The sequence below is a fragment of the Sphingobacterium sp. MYb388 genome (assembly GCF_037479535.1).
GTDB lineage: Bacteria > Bacteroidota > Bacteroidia > Sphingobacteriales > Sphingobacteriaceae > Sphingobacterium > Sphingobacterium anhuiense.
Genome location: NZ_JBBGYV010000005.1, coordinates 84,828 through 103,961 on the forward strand (window position 1 = coordinate 84,828; position 19,134 = coordinate 103,961).

Consider the following 19,134-nt stretch of genomic DNA (forward strand, 5'->3'; position numbering starts at 1 on the left):
ATCTCATTGGTTCATCATTATTTTATGGAGACGATTAAAAAAATAGGGGACATATTGCATAATATGTCCCCTAACTATTTGAATGGTTGCTTTATCTTATTTTTGAGAAAGTAGAAAATGGAAAATCGATAATCCAGTTGTCTCAATAGATTCGGCAGCATTGGAAAGTAAAACTACCGCTGTTTTTTTATCTGGTGCAATAGCTATGAATGAACTGCTTCCACCTGTACCACCTGTGTGGTAACAGTAAGTAATATCATCCAATAAATCCATGTGCCAAGCCAGACCAATGTCTGTGCTAGGAGGAAGGAAATATGTGAACTGACGTGTCAGTGCCATAGCGTTCTCCAATTGCGTTTCCGGCATTTTGAACTGTGTCTGCGCAAAGGTCATTAAATCGGTAACAGTCGATTTTAAACCTCCAGCCGCACTAAAAATTTGAAAATCCCATGCTTTCGTTTCTTCTCCTTTTATGTTATAGACTTTTGGCAGATATTGTGTTTTAGGATTTAGAACATCAGTAGTCGATGTTAAGCCTAAAGGTTTTGCGATAATTTCCTGAATTTCCGTGTTGTAACTTTTTTTATGGAGTGATGTTAATATATCTCCTAATAATGCATACCCAAGATTACTATATTCATATTTTTCTCCGCTTTCATTTTCGGCTTTGAAAGTTGCCAAATATTGGTGTAAATATTTCCTATCATAATTTTTGTACGGGTTGTTGGGGTCAAAACCTTTTGTTTTATCAAGATTATCTGGTAATCGGGGCAAACCGGAAGTATGATTTGCTAAGGTTTTAAACGTTATCTTTTGTAAGCTAGGATTTATTTTTAATGAATCAGGTAAAAAATCAACGATATGCTGTTCTAAACTTAATGTTCCACTTTGAACGAAATCCGCTAATAATGTAGCCGTGAAGATTTTTGACAGTGAACCTATTTCATACAGGGTACTGCTTGTGGGTAGAATTTTATTTCCTTTTTCAGTCTCACCATAAAAGTAGGTATTTAACTGACCATTTTTTATGATACCAATTGCTAAAGATTGTGTATTCCCCTTTTTGGTATAAATATTGGCAGCAGAATCAATGAAAAAATCAACTTTATTTTCGACAACGGTATTTGTTAATACGGGTGCCTGTTTCTCTGCAACAGGTTTTGTTACGGGTTGAAAACCTAAAGTGTGGTAATGCAACGTGCTATCCACACCGAAAGGAACCTGAAAGGATTTATCTGTGAAATCTACACGATATTGATTTACTCCATTACTGTAGTTTATTTTTTCAGCATGTTTGATCCTACCTAACGGATAAATCTCATTTTCCAGTAAGTTTTTTAAAGAAGAATAAGGTACTGCTCTCTTAAAATTTTCATTCGCCAGTTTATAAATGGAATCTGTCTGTTGTGAATTGATAAAAAATTCTATTTTATTATAGAACGTGTGATTAATTTGTTCTTGATTAGAATTTTGAGCAACAGCAGTCAATGAGCTACTGAGTAAAAGTGCAGCAATAAAATTTTTCATAATGATTATACTGCTACAAATTTACATAAACTTTATTTATATGCCAATCATTTGTTTTAATCTGGCATATCCAGATTTACTGATGTTAAGCTTTTCACCGGTTATTAAAATAGCGACAAAGCTATCTTTTTCCCAAGGTTCAATGCGTGCCAGCTGATCGATCTTGATGATATAAGAACGGTGTATTCTAACGAATGTCTGTTCATCGAGATGCTTTTCAAAGAAAGCCATTGTTTTATTTTTCAGATAGAGACCATCTGCTGTATGAATTTTCACATAGTCATCATAAGCTTCCAGATATTTAATCTGTGGAACGGGTATTATTTTAATCTGTGTTCCTGTTTTTACAACGATGCGGTCTAGTTTTGACTCCTCTTGATGAATGACTGCTTCATAATTAGGTGCCGGTTCTGCATTTGGTTTTGAAAAACTTAATTTAAACTTCTCGAATGCTTGCTTAAATCTGTTCGGTGAAATTGGTTTCATCAGATAGTCAATCGCATTTTTTTCAAAAGCTTTGAGTGCATAGTCATCAAATGCTGTTGTAAAGATTACTGCGGGTGGGTTTTCGACTAATTCCAACATTTCGAAGCCTGTTAATTTAGGCATTTGAACATCTAGAAAGAGTAAGTCTGGTTGGTGTTGCTGTATTGCTTTTACTCCTTCAAATCCATCTCCACACTCTGCAACAATAGAAACTAACGGATCTTTGCTCAGGTACTCTACTAAGATAGAACGCGCTAGAGGTTCATCATCTATAAGGATAACTTTAATCATATTGCGGGATTTTGATACTGCTTGTAAATATATTTTGTTCGGTTTGTGTTGTTAGTAGGTCATTTCTTCCAAAAAGAAGAAATAAGCGCCGTTGAATACTGGTAAGCCCAAAGCCTGTTCCTTTAGATTGCACGGATTCACCTGGCTCAAAGGGATTTTCTATCGAAACATGTAATGTTTTATTTTCTAAGAAACATTTAATGCTGATGGTTACATTTTCTGTTACATTGTATAGGCCATGTTTAATAGCGTTTTCAACTAGCGGTTGCAAAATCATCGCCGGTATTTTGGTCGATAAAACATCTTGGTCATGATCAATGTGGATATTAAGCCGGTGACCGAATCTTACTTTTTCAATATCTAAGTATAGTTCGAGATGGTTTAATTCCTCTTGAAGTACGATCAACTGGTTATTTTCCTTTCGGAGTGTACCCCTTAAAAAATCGGACAATTGAAAGGTCATATTGCGGGCCTGATCTGGCTTACTACCTATTAAAGCAATAATGGAATTGAGACTGTTAAAAAGGAAATGAGGCTGTAATTGCTGTCTTAGGTTGTACAGTTCTGCTTCACGCAGTTGATTCTCCGAATCTTGCTTTCTTTTGATGTTAGAAATATATTCTTCCTGTATATTCCATACAATAATGAAAATAGCTACTGATGTTAAGATTAAAAAATTAACAATATAGCGATAAGGAATAATGAGGTCATAGATTTTTAAATGCTCCTTCGGAAGATAATATTGAACGACCAGTCGGCTTCCAAGAATGCTTATGCCGCTCATAATGAAGCCTATAATAAGCACCTTCCAGATTTGGTTAGGTTTAGGTATATAGTAATTGAGCGTGGTGGAAATTGCATAGCAACAGAGCATCATCATTAAACTGTTGATGATGGAGTCCTTTATTGTTATTTCGCTTGGAAACCCGGACCTATACATTAAAGCATATTGCATGACAAAGTAGCCAAGCAATATGCTTAAACAAATGATTAAAATCAGTTTATTTTTATTCTGCAATAAAAGTTTATCCTTCATGTCTAGGCATTTCTAATGGTTAAATTTCCAAAAAGACAAGTACCTGTGATATATAATTTTTTAGCTGGATCTCTTGTTAGACCTACATTGAAACGTCGGTCATCAACATCACCGAACACGGATGAAACGTTAGAATAAACGGTCCAATTCGCAGGAACAATAATTTTAGCACTTCCGAACATTTGGAAAGCATCAATTACGGCTATGTCGGTTATATCCGCCTGTGTCAGATCAATGGATACGCTACCGAACATACAAGCTATGTTACCACCTCTAAAATTTTTAGATAGAATAAATTTTTTGAGGCTTGCAAAGATGGAATTGACATTTAAAACATCTTCAAAGCTATTTTCTGTCTGTGCATAATATGGAGTGGCAAAGGCCTGCTCATTAGGCAGACCTTGATTGCTATTTGTATTGCTGTTGGCGTTTCCGCTTGTCTCGTCATTTTCAGCTACTGTTTGTTGATCATTTTCAGTTGCCGGATCGATAACACGCTTATCCCAGTCAAAGTCTACGGGAGGCTTTGGAGGACCACTCGGGTTGATAGGCATGGGAGGCATAGGAGGTAAACCTTTTTTTCTTCCCATGATAAAATATGCTCCTAATCCAATAATCAAGATCGGGAATATAATTCCTCCAAAATCGGTGTGCATGATTCTTCTAGCTAGAAATGCTAGACCAACCGCAATTAAGATGATAGAAGATTTTTTTTGAAAATTAGAATTGACACCTATTACAAGACCGATAATAATCAAAATCATATACCAGCCAAATATCCATGAAGGGAAGAAGAAGTCTAAATCTAAATTTTTTAATAGTAATAGAATACCGATGAGTATGATGATACCACCTATGATATTTTTACTGTTGTTGCTTTTTGGTACGAATGGCTCTTTTTCCATGACTTTTAAAATTTATACTTCAAAGGTATAGTTGTTATATAACCCGAAGTAATTGAAATAGGTAATCGATCAATAATATTCGGTAAATGTAATAAAATCCTCGGTGAAAAAATATCGTTGAGGAGCGATAGGTGACATTTATCGGCTAAATATAAAAATCAAGTTCGTTAAAAGAGCTTATCATAGATTCAAAATTTATTTTTTTTGAATAATATTTGGAAGTTACATGCTAAATATTATATATTTATCAAAGATTAAGATAACTTAAACTTAAATAATAACCAATGGGAGATTTTGAAAACAAAGAGCGAGAAGAGGTTTTTTCAAAAAAAGTGAGAGCGGGTAAGCGTACCTATTTTTTTGATGTAAAGGCTACACGGTCTAACGATTACTACATTACCATCACTGAAAGCAAGAAACGTTTTGAAGACGGCCAGTTTATTAAACACAAAATATTCTTGTATAAAGAAGACTTTGAGAAATTTGCAGAGGGTTTGACAGATGTTGTTGAATACATTAAATCGAATCAGGAAGTTCTTGAAAAACGCTACGAGCCTAATTTTGATGATCCAGCATATGTAAGTGAATCATCTAAAGATGATTTTTCTTTCTAAGATTTTATAAATTATTTAAAGGCTGTAATAATCTTACAGCCTTTTTTATTTTTTACTTAATATGAAGACCGTAGCGATAATGCAGAAAGTTCCTATCCAATCCCACAAGGAAAAGGGAACATGAAGCCAAGATACGGCCAAAAATGTGGCAGAAAGAGGCTCAGCTGATGCTAACAGACTCGCTTTCTGTCCACCGATTAATTTTACGGAAGTCAGATAGAAGTAAAATGGAAAAACAGTTCCGAAAAGAATAATGAGTGCCGTAAATAAATAAGTTTTAGTATCCCAAACGCCCTGAATATCCCAAGGTGCTTTCATGAAACTGAAGGCAATACCACCACAAAGGAGAGACCAGCCAATCACTACAGAGGATTTGTGTTTTGATAGTAATGTTATCGGCATTAAAGTGTAGATCGCTAGTGCGACCGCAGAGGCTAAGCCAAAAAACAGCGCGGTATTGGATATGGCGAGGGTATTGATATTACCATTTGTGACTAATAGAAAAGTTCCAATTATTGCCAGAATAATAGCAAATAATTCTAAAAGGCTGGGTAATCTTTTATGCTTAAACGCTAAATAGATGGCGATTATGATTGGACCAGCATATTGTAGCACAGTAGCGGTAGCGGCATTCGAATGCTTAATGGCCGCAAAATAAGTATATTGTACAGCCAGCATACCAAAAATGCTAAAGGCAAGTAGTTGTAAACGGTCATTTTTAGTTTTCCAAATTTTAAATATAGGCGCTCTTTCGCTAGTTTTTGCAAAGCTTAGTAAGCAGATGCCAGATAGTAACATACGAACTGTAATCAACCATTCAACATTTATTTCCCTTTTTTGAAATAGAAATTGTGCTAATGTCCCAGATACTCCCCATAGGATAGCCGCTGCAATTGCTAAAGAAAAGCCTTTATAAATCGTACTTTTTTTGTGGGCATAAAGGTAAATAGAAGTGAGCTATAAAATTAGAATAAATATAGATGTTGTTCGAATGAAGTCGGCTACGGGAGCGCTACATATTCATTATACTTAACATTTAAGTAGCAAGTTGATAGGTATGAGATACACTGCTTTCATACTTCTGGTATGAAAGCAGTTGCTGTATAGTAATAAGTTATGATGAAATATTGAATCTTTAATCAATAGGTTTGTTATCGTATTGTTGTATACGTTGAAAGTGATTATCTAAGTGCTGGCGCATCGCATTTCTGAAAACTTCAGGAGTTCCTACCTTTAATATGTCCACCAAGCCACGGTGAGATATAAAATTCTTTGAATTTGACTTTTCAATCAGCATGCCACTCGAATGTACAAATTTAAAGACTGGTAAAAGAAGATTTTGAAAATCTTTAAGCATGATATTCCCACTGATCTCATATAATTTACCATGGAATGCAACTTCTGTTTCGATATCAAATATGCTGTTGTCATTATCATTTGATTCTTTAGCAACAATTACTTCTAATTCTTGAATATCTGCAGGAGTAATTCTTTGATAAAGTAAATCTGCCATTCCAAGTTCCAATATCAATCTCATTTCAAATAAATCACGCAGTGTCTTATCATCCATGATCGTTGGGTAAAGCGATTTTTTCATCGGACTGATCAGATCCGGACTGGTTAATACAGCACCTCTATGTTTTTTAGATTCTACTAAGCCTACTAGTCTTAAACGTAACATTGCTTCTCGGATCACCGTGCGGCTTACTCCTAAAGTTTCCGCTAATTCTAATTCCTTGGGAAGTGCATCGCCTATTTTTAATCCCTGACTAATGAATAAATTGATGATTTCTTTCTCCACTTTATCAACGAGTGAAGAGGTATCAATGGTGTTAACAAAATTGATCAATGTTGGATTTGTACTCATAAAAGTGCATTTATACGCCTAAAAACAAATATACATATAAATTTTTACAAGTATGTTGTACATAATGTTAATTTAATGTTGTTTTTTACAAATTAAATTATATAAATTTGCTTTATGTAATACTTAATAATAACCAATATGTATTCAAACCGAAAATTAAAACATTTATTACTCTGGTCTATGCTAGCAGGAAATCTAGCTGTAATCCATGCGCAGGATCGAAACATTCAAGGTAAAGTCAGAGATGCCGTTACAGGAGAAGTTTTGGGAAATGTAACTATTAACGTGAAGGGAAGTAAACAATCTTTACAAACAAAAGCTGATGGTTCCTTTATTTTACCGACAAATCCGAATGCGATCCTGGTCATTACTTCTACAGGATACAAACCTCAGGAAGTAAAAGTTGGACAGGCAGAATCCTTGGAAATTAAATTAGAATCTTCCAATCAGCAAATTGATGAGGTTGTTGTTGTGGGCTATGGAACACAGAGTAGGAGAAGTGTGACCGGATCTATTGCTAAACTTGATAAAGAGGTACTTCAAAATTCTCCTAGATCTAATGTTGCAACTGCACTTCAAGGAAGTATTCCGGGATTACAGGTTGTCAATAAATCTGGTCAACCAGGTGCAGCTCCCATGCTAAAGTTACGAGGAGGAGCTTCTATTAATAACCCAGGAGGGCCGTTAGTTATTGTTGATGGGGTAATTCGTGATTTGAATGATATTAGTTCTGAAATATTGAATCGATAGACTTATTAAAAGATGCTTCTGCAACAGCTATTTATGGTGCTAGAGCAAATAATGGAGTACTTCTTGTAACTACAAAAACAGGTAAATCGGGTACTGCTAATGTATCATATAAATTTGTAGGAGGATATAATCAACGTAGAGCCGGCTATGCATATATGAATGCGGGTGATTATATAAAATATACACGGCAAGGCTATTTAAATGCTGGACGATCATTGGAATCTGTCAATAGTTCAAGGGGACTAGGGATTTCTTCTGATCCTGCTTACAATGCTTCATTTGACATTAGAAAATTCACCGATGAATTAAAGCCATTATTAAATGAGGGTTGGAAGCTTGTTGATGATCCCTATGGAGGCCAGATAATTTATAAAGATCATAGTGGTGAAGTAGAGAATGCTTTATTTAGAAATACTTATACGAAAGATCATTATGTAAATGTCACTGGAGGGAATGAGAAAGGAAAGTATTTCGCAGCGTTTGATGCTTATGATGAAGATGGGGTTATAGTTGGATCTAGCTATAAAAGGTATACAGGAGATATCAATGGTTCATATAAGTTAAAACCAAATGTGGAAGTATCTACCAATGTTACACTCTCTACTGCTTCTCAATATGGTACTCCATCTACGGAAACCAATGCACTTTATAGGACATTAGCAATTTGGCCTACTTTTAATCCGTGGATTGATGAAGCGCAAACACAGCCAAATCCGGGAGTTTCTGCAAGTGATGGTAATCCCCTATACTGGTTAGGTCGGTTAAAGCGTAAAAATGAAACGAATCGTATTGTGGCAAATGCTTCATTAAAATGGGACATTATTCCCGGACTTTATTTCAAGGCAACAGCTAATGCCTATATGAAAGAAGTGTTAAATGAATCTTTTCAGATGTCAACACAAACATATTCTAACATTTTTTCAAATCCACAAACCATTGGTAGTACTTCAAGAGATGCTTACCGTAACTTGAATAGAGATTTTCAAACACAGTTTAATGGTATCTTGAATTATTCGAAAAGCATTGCCGAAAAGCATAATATTTCAGCAATGGTAGGTGCGGAATATTTTAAGGTTAAGACTGATTACATGCAAGTGTATGGAAAAAATGCACCTACAGATGATATCACTACCGTCAATGCCTCTACCGTTTTTCCTGTAGGAAATAATACAAGCACTGCGTCTGAATACCGCATCATTTCTTCCATGGGACGTCTTGCATATGATTATGATGGCAGAATTTTGGTGAATGCTGTTTATCGATTGGATGGAACTTCAATACTGGCACGCGGCAACCGTACCGGATTTTTTCCGGGAGCATCTGCCGGCTGGAATATGCATCAGGAAGAGTTTTTTAAAAAATCTGTTCTTTCAAAATATATTACTACGTTCAAACCACGATTAAGTTATGGGGAGAACGGAAATATTGCAGGATTAGAGCGTTACCAAGTACAGGGAGTGTACAACGTGCAGCCTAGTTACAATGGTCTTGCAGGTTATTTAAATACTTCACCAGTAAATAAGAATCTAGCCTGGGAAACAAGTAAAACAACAGGTGCTGGTTTAGACTTAGGCATACTGAACAATCGTGTTACAGTATTATTAGATTATTATGATCGTCGCACAAGTAATTTGTTAACTAATTTGCTATTACCAAGTTATACTGGTTTCCCTTCCATTACAACAAATTTAGGAACGCTTCAAAATAAAGGATTTGAAATTGCTGTTCAATCTCAAATATTAAAAGATCCTGAAGGTTTTAACTTAAGTATAGGCGCAAATGCAGCTTTTGTTAAAAACAAAATTCTTGAACTTCCTTATAATGGGAATGAAAATAATAGACAGGGTGGTTTGCAAATCTATGACCCAGTTTCGGGTCAGGTGAAGTGGGTTGGGGGCTATCAAGAAGGTCATACTTTGGGGGATATTTATGCTTACAAGCAGGTTTCTATCTTTAAGGACGATGCAGAAGTAAATCAAATCGCAGGAAATAGGACTGATAATATTGCCGGAATTACTGGACCGAATCTACCAATTGGGAAAAATGGACGTATAACACCAGGAGATGTAAACTGGCAGGACGTTGACGGTAATAATATTATTGATTCTCGTGATCAAGTGTATATAGGGAACATCAACCCTAAATGGACTGGTGGCTTTACAACAAACATGAGTTATAAAGGATTCAGTATGTTTTCTAATTGGGAATTTGCATTGGGTCATACTATTTATAATGATTTGGTAGCACGTACATTAGGTAATTATCAAGGGACTTTTAATTATTTAGAAATGCAAAAACAGGCATGGTCTCCAACGAATACAGATACAGATATTCCAAAAGTTTACTTTGCAGATCAGGTTTTAGGATCGAAACAAAACTATACAAGAGGAAATAATGCAAATCCAAATTTGAACAGTAATAACTCAAGATTTTATGAGAAAGGAGATTACTTAGCTCTTCGTGAGATTACGCTTTCTTACGATCTTCCGAAATGGTTGCACTCAAAAACTCATATTCTTTCACGTGCTCGAGTGTATGTAAGTGCGAACAACCTATTTTATATCACTAAATTTTCTGGACCAACACCTGAACCGCCAGTAGATGTAAATAATGTAACAACAGGCGTATATGGAGGTACATATCCAACTCCGAGGTCTTATGTATTGGGCGTTCAACTTTCTTTTTAATTGTATTAATTGAAACTATCATGAAAAAAACAATATTAACATATCTTTTTTTAGGAAGCCTAATCTGTATGGGATTAAACTCCTGTACGAATGATTTAGAACTTACACCGATCAGTAACTATAGTGATGAAATTTATTGGAAGACAGCTGATCAATTTGAAGCGTTTGCTGTGGGTTTGCATTCAAGATTTAGAACGAATGAACGTAATTTTTTACTTTTAGGTGAATTACGTGCCGGTCTATTTGGTAATGATCCAGGAACTACGGCGTCCTTCACAGGTGAAGCATCACAAGGTTTAGAAAGAATGTGGCAACACAATCTAGATATGGATAATTCTGGAGTGACTAATTTTGCTAATTTGTATGAACAGATTAATCAGCTTAATTTGATGATTAGTAAACTAAATACAACAACTGTGCTTACTGAAGGAAGCAAGAATTATTACCTTGGGATTGCACATGGTATGCGTTCTTTTTACTATTTTCAATTGTATCGTACCTGGGGAGATGTTGTCATTCAAACAGATGCATTACCAAGCAATATTGATGTTTCCAATTTAGCGAAAGCTGCATCACCGGCCGCTGATGTTATGAAATTGATCAAAGCGGACTTAGAAAGCTCAATTTCAGCTTTTGGTACTGATTATTCTATACGTCAAGAACGTTCTTTTTGGTCTAAAAATGCGACTTTAATGCTCAAAGCAGAGGTCTATTTGTGGTCAGCGCATCGTGAGGGCGGTAAACCAGATGCTACTATTGCGAAAAACGCACTTACAGATGTGAAATCCAATTTGCCATTAGCTTTGCAAACAGACTTTAATAACGTAAATGATGTAAAAAGTAGGGGCAATAATGAGATGATATTTGTGCTTCGACATAAACTGAACGAGGCTACTCTTGGATTTATTACTGATTTTGTTCCCAATTCAAATATTCTTGTTAACTTTTCTGATTCATTGACTAATCGTAAATTTAGCGTAACACAAGATAATTATGGAGGCTTATTAAGGATACCAACGCGTATTAGTACATATCGTAATTATAATGACCTAGATACCCGTAAAAATATATCTATTCAGGCTGCATACACTAAAGATGGTAATGGAAACTATAAAATTGCTGGCTGCTTCCTTAAGAAATATCAGGGTGAGCAAAATGCGGGTTCTAGGGCCTACACCAATGACTATGCATTGTATCGCTATGCTGATCTATTACTATTGATGGCAGAAGCTAAAGTAATTTTAGGAGAAAATCCAAAAGAAGAAATCAATCAGATTCGTACCCGTGCTTTTGGAAGTAATTATAGTGAAAGTGTATTTGGATATCCAAATCAAGCAGTGGATAAAAATGCAAATGAAGCGATATTGCAGGAACGAAAATTGGAATTTTTAGGAGAAGGCAAATATTGGTATGATCTCAGAAGATTTGGAGATCAGTATGTGTTTTTACATACAGGTTTATCTGCACAAGAATCCTATAAATTGTTTTGGCCTATTGATCGTACTTCTTTAACCAACAACAGAGCTCTTAAACAAACGGCTGGTTATCCTGAGTTTTAATTTTACTAAAATACAAGTACTGCAATAACAAAATCCCGGTTATTCCGGAACCTAACCACAAAAATTCTACTCCATAACGGAGTAGAATTTCACTTTAGAAAAATCTAATTATTATATATGATCACAAAAAAAATAGATGGCTTAATTGCCGCCCCTTTCACACCATTTGACGAGAATGGAGCATTAAATTTAGCACAAATACCAAATTACTACCAGTCTTTAAAAAATAATAAGGTTACGGGAGGCTTTATCTGTGGATCAACAGGTGAAGGAGTTTCATTAACTTTTCAAGAAAAAGTCGATGTCTTAAAAGCATGGACCAAGTTAACAAAAAGCGATCCTGATTTTAGTTTAATGATTCTCTTAGGAGGTACAAACATTAAAGAATGCCGAGAGTTGGCCACAATTGCTGAAGCAGAAGGCGTAGACGCTATTTCATTTACATCACCATTTTACTTCAAGCCTTCAAATGTGGATCAGCTAGCTAAATGTTGTGCCGCTGTTGCTGAAGCAGCTCCCAATACGGCATTCTATTATTATCATATTCCGGTGTTGACAGGTGGTAATTTTCCAATGATTGATTTACTGAAAGCAGTAGATGGCAAAATTCCGAATTTTGCAGGAATTAAGTACACACATGAAGACTTTATGGATTTTCTATCGTGTATGAACTATGCGGATCGAAAGTATGATATGCTGTGGGGCAGAGATGAGAATATGCTATCTGCTCTAGTATTAGGAGCAAGGGGAGCGGTTGGGAGTACTTACAATTATGCCGCACCATTATATTATGACCTGATCAAAGCATTTGATGATGGTGATTTCGACAGGGCAAATGATCTTCAGCAACAATCTATTGATATGATTACCCTTCTTGGAAAATATGGCGGTATTTCAGTAGGTAAGGCATATATGAAACAGGTTGGACTAGACTGTGGAGAATTTCGACTACCAGTCAAAAATATGACTGCAGAGCAATATAAATCATTCGAATCTGATGTTAAAAAATTGAATTTTAATTCTTTCTGTTCAAAATAGTTTAACGGCAATTAATTGAAAACAAAAAATATTTTTCATTTTTTGTGAAACTCGACATCAAATTTAAATGAAAAGAGCCCGTTTCCATTTACTTTTTAAAGATGGAAACAGGCTCTTAGCTGTCTATTTATTTCAGTTTATTTGACAGGAACGAGACTGATTGAACTAATCTCAGGTAATGAATTTCCCGTAATTTCAAGCGCTTTTAGTTCCGCTTTTAAAGCGGTGTCTCCAAGTGCCTGTTGTGAAATTTCAAATGTTCCTGTTTCAACATCTACAAATTGGCTACCTTTGGTTGCCTTGAGTTGATAAGATAAGTTGTTCGTTCCGAGACTTAGCGAAATAGTTCCTGATTTTTGCTCGTGCGGAAGATAATTAACGACTATCTTATAGGTGCCAGGACGCTGGATTTTTACATCCCACGCCACTTGATCGGATTTTTTAGACCAGTCGCCAATTGCATTTGGACGATTCGGATCATGAGTCGTTGCGCCAATAAGTTTAATTCCTCCAGTACCGATTAATTTAGCATTGTTAGCCGTTAAGATTATTCTACCATCTTTTTGAGTTAATATCTGTTGCTGTATTACTTGAGGAGTTCCTTTGATTTCTGCAACAATAACCATTGGCATCTGTCCTTTAAAGTCCGCAGGTAATTGGATTGTTTTTCCCGCAGCAGATTTTGATATCTTTAATGATTTTTTAGAACTTCCTAATAAATAGGCTTTATGAATAGTACTAGCCAATGGTACTTCTATACTGCCATTTGATGGAATATCGAATACATGGAAATATAGTTTACCATCTTTTTGAGTACAGTAGCCCCAATCTAATCCTTGAAACGGACTTGCAGTGGTTCCATATATGGATTCATTATTTACTTTCATCCATTTACCGATGTCCTTAAGCAGCTTGACGGCTTTCTCTGGAATAGCACCTTCACCATCCGGACCAACATTGAGTAGGAAATTTCCACCTTTACTTACTGTTTCGATAAATAGACGCATTGTTTTATCAAATGATTTCCAGTTCTGGTCATGTGCACTATAGCCATAGCTTTCATTCATCGTGTGGCTCACTTCCCAGTCCATACCCGGAAGACCTGTTGGTGGTATATATTTTTCGGGAGTTCCAATATCCCCATTTTTATTTTCAAGACCATCCCAGAAACGGTTATTGACAATAATCCGAGGTTGCCATTTAATTAAATCTGTAAGAATACGTTTTGTACCCCAGCTCTCACCCTGATGATTTTTACTACTAAAGTCAAGCCATAGGACATCCAGACCTCCATAATTATTCGCAAGCTCTTTCACCTGCCCATATAAATAATCTTTATAGACTTCATGATTGGGCTTATAGCCAGTAGGGTTGGGGTTTAAATAGGACAGACCTTCATATGAGTCCGGATGTTGCCAATCTAATAATGAATAGTAAGCACCCGCTTTTAGACCTTTAGCACGAAAAGCTTTAACGACTTCTCCGTAAAGATCACGTCCTTTAGGTGAAATATTAGTACCTCCTGTGATGTCATTTTTTAATGAATAAGGTTGTTGACTATTAAAAATTGAGAATCCTTCGTGGTGACGTGAGGTTATAATAACATACTTCATGCCTGCTTCTTCTGCAAGGGATGCCCAAGCAGAGGCATCAAATTTTGAAGCTGTGAATTTTGGTTTTAAAACTTCGGCATATGGCTTGCTCGGTACTTTTGCCCATGCTTGAATCCATTCGGCATAATGTTGTGGATATTGTTTTCCTTCCCAGCTACCTCCAGCGGCACTGTAAAGTCCCCAATGGATGAAAAGTCCAAATCGGGCTTCTCTGAACCACGCCATCCGACTATCTTTTGTTTCCTCCCATCCGGATACTCCTTCGTATGGAATAGATTGCGCATTACTCGATAATACTGCTGTCGATAATAATCCTAAAAGAGCAATTTTCTTAATTATTTTCATTTAGTTTTTATGGTTTATGTTGATATTATATATCTACTATAGAATACCCTTTAACTTTTATTCTTTATCAGTTCCAAAGAAAGCGAATTATTTTTTATTTGAAAACTTTGGAATATGAATGTTACCATAATTATTTAGGACATTTTATTCGTTGTGAATAATACTAATCATTGGAAGAAATAGATTTAAGTGGTGCGCTAAATCTACCTACTTCCATTTCTTTTCGATAGGTTCTCGGATTTTTATTCATAATTTCTTTAAAAAACTTATTGAAGTTTGTTAAATTTTGATAACCGCTAGCATAACATACCTCTGAAATATTCAGATTCTTATCTTCCAGCAATTTGCAGGCATGTCCTATGCGTGTTTCATTTACGAATTTAGAAAACGATTTTTGGGTGTGTTTTTTGAAGAACCTGCAGAAAGCATTTGAGTTCATATTTAAGAGGCTAGCCGCTTCCTGCAACGAAACGGTTTCTCTAAAGTTTTGCATTACGTAAACATAAATGATGTTTATCCGTTTATTATCCTTTTCGCTGTAAACAGGTTTATATGTCCCTGATGATAAATGATCATATTCGGCACTTTGATGCAATAATGCTATAAGATTTAGGAAACCGGTTATTTTTGAAAAAGAATCTTTATGGACTAGATCCCGCATGAGTGTCATTGCATTTTTTAATGTATTCCCATAAAAACGTAAACCATCTTTAGTCTTATCAATAAATTTTTGCATGGCTTGAATTGTCGATTGATCATCGGTCAATTGAATAAGAAAGTCAGCTGGAAAGTAAATAACAAGAGCTTTAGCACGCTCATGGTAGTCTGGCTTTAAAAAAGCATCATCATTATGCCAAATATGTGGAATGTTAGGCCCGATTAATACCATATCTCCTGCACTAAATGAGTCAATATGATTACCAACAATACGTTTGCCGTAACTTTCTTCGATAAGGACGAGTTCGCATAGTTCATGAAAGTGCAAAGGATTACTAAAAAAAGCTTCGTCCACATGTTTGATATGTATTGTTTTCTTCGGAAGTGGACTGATTTCTATTAATTTAGCTTTCATTCGTCTAGATAATTGGCTTGTAACCTACGAATATATAAATTTCGGTATAATAAAACAATTTTTGATCTTTTGTGATCATTGATCGCTTTTTAGGGATATATAGTTGTAAAAGATGAACTGCTGATGTTGATTTATGCTAATAAGCATTAGAACAATGTGATGGATGAGCGACTCCCCATAAGCGAGGTGATCAAATCTTGAATAGTAAAATTTTTGATATTGTAAATGGTCGCTAGTTTTAAAGGGAAAAAGTCTCCATGATAGCCATAGCATTTCAAGTTATAAAGAGCATCATAAATTAAACATAGGTTTACTATGACGCTGAAAGAAACAAATAAATTACACAAAAAAGGTATTAACGTCAATATACTGTCATTATTTGTTAATGAGGTTGTATTTTATGAGGTTGAAGATCCTTAATTTTATTTTTTATAAATGAAGAAGAACTGCTGTTAGCAAGATACATTATAAAACCTTTGTATTATTTTATAAACCTAATAAGCGAATACAACTAATTTGCTTTGTTTAAAATCGCTGTACTGCGATTTAAAATAAAAGCTTAGAAGTTATAAATCGTATTAAACATGAAAAAGAAAGTCGTCGTCGTATCCCTCTTATTGAGTGCCATTGTGGTCGTCGGATTGTTTACCTTTAAGAAGGAAGATCCTGTTGATTTTAGTGCTGAAGTGAAACCTATCCTTAATAAGCATTGCATTACTTGCCATGGTGGCGTAAAGAAAAATGGAGGTTTTAGTTTGCTTTTCGAAAATGAGGCATTTGCTAAGGCAGAGTCTGGTAAGCCGGCTATAATCGCAGGCGATGCAGATCATAGTGAATTTATTAAACGGTTGACCATTGATGATCCCGAGTTAAGAATGCCATACAATGCACCACGATTGAGTGATGATGAAATCGACATCTTGAAAAGATGGATCAACGAGGGGGCGAAATGGGGCAAGCACTGGGCTTATACGTTACCTGAAAAAGTGGAAGTACCTAAACCATTTTCTTTTGCTGGTTTATTTGGAATGAATCCATCGGGTATATCCAATAATATCGATTATTTCGTTCAGGATAAAATGAAAGAGAAAGACCTGTCTTTTTCAAAGGAGGCGGATAAGGAGACCTTATTGAGACGATTGTATCTAGATGTGGTCGGTATTCCACCAAGTTTAACCGAATTGCAATCATTTGTAAATGATACGAGGGGAAATGCTTACGAGTTAAGAGTTGATAGTTTACTAGCTTCACAACAGTATGGTGAAAAATGGGCTAGTTGGTGGCTGGACTTAGCCCGATATGCGGATACTAAAGGTTATGAAAAGGATGGGTCAAGACAAATATGGCCTTATCGCGATTGGCTCATTAAAGCTTTTAATAAGGATATGCCTTTCGACGAATTTACGGTACAGCAATTAGCGGGTGACTTATTACCTGATCCAACTAAAGATCAACTTATTGCAACTGCTTTTCACAGGAATACAATGAATAATGATGAAGGGGGGACCGACAGTGAAGAGTTTCGTGTGGCCTCTGTTCTAGATCGGGTCAATACAACTTACCAGGTTTGGCTAAGTACAACTTTTGAGTGTGTACAGTGTCACAGCCATACTTACGATCCATTTAAATTTGAAGAGTATTATAAATCTGTTGCTTTTTTTAATAATACACGAGATGAAGATACCCAAGGTGATCATCCAAGGTTGCGGTTCTATAAGGCCGAAGATGAAAGCAGAGTGGATAGTATCAAATCTTGGTTGACCCAGAAAGGGAATCAAAAGCTGATTCGTTCTACAGACTTATTCTTGCATACATTGGAACCAAAAATTCATGCACATTATAGTGATCAGGTTGAAAATGGCGCTTTGTATGATACTAAATGGCTCGGAATACGTTCAGGAGGAAGTGCTCGATTGAAACACATCACCTTGCAGGGTAAAAAGCAATTTTATATTAATTATTGGACATCATTAAATGGAGGTGCCATAGAAGTCAGAAAGGGTAGTAAAACAGGCCCGTTACTGACGACAGTCCAATTGCCTAGTACTTCAGGAAGACAAGTTATTCAAGCAGATCTGAAGGAAGATACCGGAGTTCATGACCTTTATTTAATATTTAAGAATGCAACAGCAGCAAAAGATCAGCCGATTTGTATGATTGAGTGGTTCGCATTGCGCGAAGGGTTTCCAGTATCTGCAGACCCGGAGTCCCAGCGTATGCAAAATAACTTTATGCAACTGATTAATACAAATCCTGAAAGTGTACCTGTGATGATTGAAAATCCTGCAGAAATGCATCGTAAAACACATGTTTTTGAGCGAGGAAATAGATTAGCGCTAGGTAAAGAGGTGCAACCTGCAGTTCCTGAAACATTAAACCCTTTTCCAAAGGGAGCTCCTAACAATAGATTGGGCTTTGCTAAATGGATTGTAAGTAAAGATAATCCTTTGACAGCACGTACTTTGGTAAATCGAATTTGGGCGCAATTATTTGGACGCGGGTTGGTGGAACCACTAGGAGATATGGGGACGCAGAGTACACCATCTATGCATATTGATTTATTGGATTACTTAGCGCTAGATCTCATGCAAAATAAAAAGTGGAGTATGAAAGCGCTTATTAAGGATATTGTTATGTCTTTCACCTATAAGCAATCATCGAGTTTAAATCAAGGAGATGCGGAGAAAGATCCGGCTAATATATTTCTAGCGAGAGGACCACGGTTCAGACTTTCGGCAGAGCAGATTCGGGATCAGACATTAGCCGTAAGTGGTCTTCTAAGTTCTAAAATGTATGGACCTTCGGTGATGCCCTATCAGCCGGATGGTGTATGGATGACGGTATATAGTGGTGAATCGTGGGCAACAAGTACAGGTGAAGATCAATTTAGAAGGGGGTTATATACATTTTTAAAACGGACAAGTCCTTATCCTTCATTTATTTCTTTTGATGCATCGAGTCGAGAGGTCTGTTTGGTTGATCGGATCAGAACAAATACTCCATTACAAGCATTAACCACGTTAAATGATCCCGTTTATCTGGAGGCAGCTAAACATCTTTCGACACTCATGCAGAAAGAAGGAGCAGGAGATTCTAAAAAAATAATTTCTTATGGTTATAAGAAACTGATGTTAAAAAATCCGAGTGCAGAAAAAGTGGTTGCACTGGAAAAATTATATAAAGAAGCATTACAAAATTTTAATAAAAAACCGGCAGAGGCGGCTAAATTCATGGCTGTTAATGCGAGTGATTTAAAAGATCCATCTTTAACATCAAAGGCTGCCTACATGGTGGTAGCCAATGCTTTATTAAATCTGGATGAATTTCTTACAAAATCTTAAACG

General features: G+C 35.9%; 14 protein-coding genes. 6 read left to right on the top strand and 8 right to left on the bottom strand.

All coding sequences use genetic code 11. The features are described from left to right. Positions 1–96: 96 nt before the first annotated feature. From WH188_RS16750 to WH188_RS16765, 4 genes are read right to left on the bottom strand one after another with little or no spacing between them, the layout of a single operon-like run. Positions 97–1,527: a serine hydrolase gene (locus WH188_RS16750; protein ID WP_168126950.1), complete on the bottom strand. Its 1,431-nt coding sequence runs from the start codon at positions 1,525–1,527 to the stop codon at positions 97–99. 36 nt (positions 1,528–1,563) lie between these two features. Further along, positions 1,564–2,304, bottom strand: a complete 741-nt coding sequence (locus WH188_RS16755; protein ID WP_132842306.1) for a LytR/AlgR family response regulator transcription factor — start codon at positions 2,302–2,304, stop codon at positions 1,564–1,566. Beyond that, positions 2,297–3,340, bottom strand: a complete 1,044-nt coding sequence (locus tag WH188_RS16760) for a sensor histidine kinase (protein ID WP_339424427.1) — start codon at positions 3,338–3,340, stop codon at positions 2,297–2,299. Before WH188_RS16760 ends, WH188_RS16755 begins: the two co-directional genes overlap by 8 nt. Before the next feature lie 2 nt (positions 3,341–3,342). Then, on the bottom strand, positions 3,343–4,245 hold the full coding sequence (locus tag WH188_RS16765) for a LiaF transmembrane domain-containing protein (protein WP_132773016.1): 903 nt from the start codon (positions 4,243–4,245) through the stop codon (positions 3,343–3,345). A gap of 284 nt (positions 4,246–4,529) precedes the next feature. Between WH188_RS16765 and WH188_RS16770 the strand changes: the two genes are divergently transcribed. Further along, positions 4,530–4,859: a DUF3276 family protein gene (locus WH188_RS16770; protein WP_132773015.1), complete on the top strand. Its 330-nt coding sequence runs from the start codon at positions 4,530–4,532 to the stop codon at positions 4,857–4,859. A gap of 45 nt (positions 4,860–4,904) precedes the next feature. Here the strand turns inward: WH188_RS16770 and WH188_RS16775 are convergent, their stop codons facing one another. Continuing rightward, positions 4,905–5,807, bottom strand: a complete 903-nt coding sequence (locus WH188_RS16775) for a DMT family transporter (RefSeq protein ID WP_339424447.1) — start codon at positions 5,805–5,807, stop codon at positions 4,905–4,907. A 187-nt stretch (positions 5,808–5,994) separates the two neighbouring features. Further along, entirely contained in the window at positions 5,995–6,726 is a 732-nt protein-coding gene (locus WH188_RS16780) for a FadR/GntR family transcriptional regulator (RefSeq protein ID WP_021189128.1), read from the bottom strand. 138 nt (positions 6,727–6,864) lie between these two features. Between WH188_RS16780 and WH188_RS16785 the strand changes: the two genes are divergently transcribed. From WH188_RS16785 to WH188_RS16800, 4 genes are all read left to right on the top strand, one after another. Then, entirely contained in the window at positions 6,865–7,476 is a 612-nt protein-coding gene (locus WH188_RS16785) for a carboxypeptidase-like regulatory domain-containing protein (protein WP_339424428.1), read from the top strand. Between the two features lie 29 nt (positions 7,477–7,505). Continuing rightward, positions 7,506–10,163 (top strand): SusC/RagA family TonB-linked outer membrane protein, encoded by a 2,658-nt coding sequence (locus WH188_RS16790; protein ID WP_339424448.1) that lies wholly within the window; start codon positions 7,506–7,508, stop codon positions 10,161–10,163. A 20-nt stretch (positions 10,164–10,183) separates the two neighbouring features. Next, positions 10,184–11,722, top strand: a complete 1,539-nt coding sequence (gene nanU, locus WH188_RS16795) for a SusD family outer membrane lipoprotein NanU (protein WP_168126948.1) — start codon at positions 10,184–10,186, stop codon at positions 11,720–11,722. 117 nt (positions 11,723–11,839) lie between these two features. Next, the gene (locus WH188_RS16800; RefSeq protein ID WP_132773011.1) at positions 11,840–12,760 is read left to right on the top strand and encodes a dihydrodipicolinate synthase family protein; all 921 of its coding nucleotides are present in this window, start codon (positions 11,840–11,842) and stop codon (positions 12,758–12,760) included. A 137-nt stretch (positions 12,761–12,897) separates the two neighbouring features. Here WH188_RS16800 and WH188_RS16805 read toward each other — a convergent pair whose 3' ends face one another. Next, a complete protein-coding gene (locus tag WH188_RS16805) occupies positions 12,898–14,718 on the bottom strand; it encodes an alpha-L-fucosidase (RefSeq protein ID WP_168126947.1) in 1,821 nt (606 codons plus the stop codon). 163 nt (positions 14,719–14,881) lie between these two features. Next, positions 14,882–15,790, bottom strand: a complete 909-nt coding sequence (locus WH188_RS16810; RefSeq protein WP_168126946.1) for an AraC family transcriptional regulator — start codon at positions 15,788–15,790, stop codon at positions 14,882–14,884. A gap of 584 nt (positions 15,791–16,374) precedes the next feature. Between WH188_RS16810 and WH188_RS16815 the strand changes: the two genes are divergently transcribed. Continuing rightward, the gene (locus WH188_RS16815; protein ID WP_168126945.1) at positions 16,375–19,131 is read left to right on the top strand and encodes a DUF1553 domain-containing protein; all 2,757 of its coding nucleotides are present in this window, start codon (positions 16,375–16,377) and stop codon (positions 19,129–19,131) included. Positions 19,132–19,134 lie beyond the last annotated feature (3 nt).